The sequence below is a fragment of the Streptomyces olivaceoviridis genome (assembly GCF_014650115.1).
Classification (GTDB): Bacteria; Actinomycetota; Actinomycetes; order Streptomycetales; family Streptomycetaceae; genus Streptomyces; species Streptomyces olivaceoviridis.
Genome location: NZ_BMUI01000093.1, coordinates 1 through 2,792, shown reverse-complemented (window position 1 = coordinate 2,792; position 2,792 = coordinate 1). Strand labels below are relative to the sequence as shown.

At 72.8% G+C, this 2,792-nt stretch carries 2 protein-coding genes and 1 pseudogene; 2 read left to right on the top strand and 1 reads right to left on the bottom strand.

Annotated elements, in window-relative coordinates:
• Positions 1–307 precede the first annotated feature (307 nt).
• Together IE273_RS42990 and IE273_RS45470 are read left to right on the top strand one after the other, a co-directional pair.
• Entirely contained in the window at positions 308–1,510 is a 1,203-nt protein-coding gene (locus IE273_RS42990) for an ABC transporter permease (RefSeq protein WP_189820539.1), read from the top strand.
• A 591-nt stretch (positions 1,511–2,101) separates the two neighbouring features.
• Positions 2,102–2,415, top strand: a pseudogene (locus IE273_RS45470) (transposase).
• Between the two features lie 6 nt (positions 2,416–2,421).
• On the opposite strand, the gene IE273_RS42980 reads toward IE273_RS45470, so the two are convergent.
• A partial coding sequence (locus tag IE273_RS42980) for an MmyB family transcriptional regulator (protein ID WP_444545943.1) occupies positions 2,422–2,792 on the bottom strand: 371 nt, incomplete at its 5' end.

Below are 2,792 nucleotides of genomic sequence, written 5' to 3'. Positions count from 1 at the left end.
GCGAGAACACCGCATCGGTGCTGGAGCTCTTCGACGTGCTCCAGGCGCAGGGCATGACCCTGCTGGTGATCACGCACGACGACGCGGTGAGCGCACGGGCGAGCCGGCGGGTCCGTATCCGCGACGGCCGGCTCCGTCAGGAGGAGGCATGACGATCCCCCTGCGTGGCAGGTCCCGGACCCGCCCGGCACAGGACACATCCGGTCGCCCGGCGCCTCATCAGCGGGGCGTCCGCGGGCGGACACCCCGTCCGAAGGCGGCCGGCTCACGCGGCCGGCCCCGTGGCCACCGTCACGACCGGCCCTGGATGGACCCGCGTGATCTGTGGTCGGAGGCGCTGGCCGGCGTGCTGGCGCGTCCGGTGCGCTCGGCCCTGACGACGCTGGGCACGGTGCTCGGCATCGGCACCCTGGTCATCACGATAGGGATCGCCTCGACGGCTGCTAACCAGATCGTCGGGCGCTTCGACGCCCTCACCGCCACCTCGGTGTCCGTGGTGGCACCCCGCCCGGCGCCCGGCGCGAACGAGCCCCCGCCGATCGCCTGGTCGGGCGTCGACGCGGTGACCCGTCTGGCCGGAGTCACCTCGGCCGCCGCGCTGGCGGAGGGGGACGGCACGTCCAACGTCCGGATACGGGCCAACGACGTGATCGCGCCTGGGACGGTGAACGGGCAGACCCTGGCGGTGTTCTCTGCGACCGTCGGTCTCCCCGCCGCGGTGCACGGAACGATGGTCTCCGGCCGGTTCTTCGACTCCGGCGACATCGAGCGGCACGGCCAGGTGGCCGTCCTCGGCGACCAGGCCGCCAAGCTGCTGGGCATCGACGACGTGGAGCAGGCGCCCGCCGTCTTCTTCGAGGGCCAGTCGTACACCGTGATCGGTGTGCTCGGTGGCATCCAGCGCGAGCAGCGCCTGTCCACCTCCGTGATCCTGCCGCCCACCACCGGTGCGGACCGGATGGGTCTCAAGGACGTGACCCGCGTACTGATCAACACCTCGCTCGGCGCCGCGCAGCAGGTCGCACGGCAGGCGCCGATCGCGCTGGCCCCCGGCCGCGCGGACTCCCTGACCGTGCTCGCTCCCCCAGACCTGTCCAGGGCACGCAAGGGTGTGCAGGGCGATGTCAACGGACTGTTCCTGGTGCTCGGCCTGGTGTCCTTGGTGGTCGGCGCGATCGGCATTGCCAACGTCACGCTGGTCACGGTGATGGAGCGGGTCGGCGAGATCGGGCTGCGCCGCGCCCTCGGTGCCTCGCGGCGCCAGGTGGCGGGGCAGTTCCTCGTCGAGTCCACGGCCATCGGGCTGCTGGGCGGCATCGTGGGCGCCGCGATCGGCGTGGTCGTCGTGGTCTGCGTGGCCGGCGTGAAGCAGTGGACGCCCGTGCTGGACCTGCGGCTCGCCCTGGGGGCCCCGGTGGCCGGTGCGCTGGTCGGCCTGCTCGCGGGTCTCTACCCATCGCTGCGCGCCGCCCGGATGGAGCCGGTGGATGCCCTGCGCTCGCCCTCCTGACGCGACGAGGTGGTGCGTTCCGGCGGCCCCGAGGGGAATCCGGGACCGCCGGTGCGGGAACGGAAGCCGGTGACCGGCCATGGAAGCCGGTCACCGGCCCGTCCCGCTGCGCCTTGAGAAGTACAGGGCGCGGTGGTTGCGGTGGGCGAACGCGTCGCCCGAGCTGAGTACGGCGACGAGTCGGCAGCAGTATGTCCAGGACGCGTCGGAGACAGTCGGGGAGGGTCTGCTCCCACCCTGGTGGCAGGGCAGGTGTCTCGGTGGACGCGAACAGCTCCAGGCAGGCGAGCAGATTGCCGAGGTGGGTCGCCGTGGCCCCCACCGGGTACAGGCTCGTCAGCTCGTAGCCGCCCGGACCGTACAGCGCGTACCTGACCTGGACCCGGTCGCCGGGTGCGGAGCCGGCGGTCTGGCTCGTGGTGTACCACTCGAACCACAGCGGCACAGCCGGGCCCGCAGGCCGGCGCGGCCGGCCCGGACCACGGACCGCACGCCGCGCCCGTGCTCACCGCAAGCGTCGGCGGCGATTGGCAGGCGCCCTAGTACTGCGACGACGCGGGCTTCCTGAAGAAGGGGACACGGTCGGCCGGGGTGCGGCGGCAGTACCCCGGCACCGCCGGACGGACGGAGAACTGCCAGGTCGGCGTCTTCCTCGCCTATGCCACCGGCCGCGGGCGGACACTGATCGACCGGCGTCTGTATCTGCCCGTCTCCCGGACCGACGACCGGGAGAATGCCGCCGGGCCGGCATCGGCGACGAGGTCGTCTTCGAGACCAAGGTGGCCATGGCCGAGGCGATGGTCCGCCGCGCTGTCGCGGACAAGGTCCCGTTCCGGTGGGTGACCGCGGACGCCGCCTACGGCTTCTCCGAGGGCTGGCGGTCCGCACCGTTGCAGTACTACTAGGCCCTACTAGGCCCTGTCCCGCGCCGGGCTCGGGTCCGTCTGCGCCGTGGTCCAGGAGGTGAGGATGCGCAGGGCGTCGTGGGAGGGGCTGCCGGGTTCGGCGGTCAGTGCCATCAGGCGTTGTCCGGAGCCGTCGGGGCTGGCCCAGGTGTCGCAGTCGAGGGTGAGGTCGCCGACCAGGGGGTGCCGGTAGTGCTTGGTGCCGTAGCCGGCGGTGATGACGCGGTGTTCGGCCCACCAGGTGCGGAAGTCGGGGTCCTGGGCGGACAGTTCGCGGACCAGGCGGGTGAGTTCGGGGTCGTCGGGGTCGGCCGCGGCTTCCATGCGCAGGGCGGCCACCGCGTCGCGGGCGTCGTGGTCCCAGTCGCGGTGCAGGG

Excerpts from the sequence above, each read along its gene's own strand:
- IE273_RS42990 (WP_189820539.1), top strand. The coding sequence starts at position 308 with ATGGACCCGCGTGATCTGTGGTCGGAGGCGCTGGCCGGCGTGCTGGCG.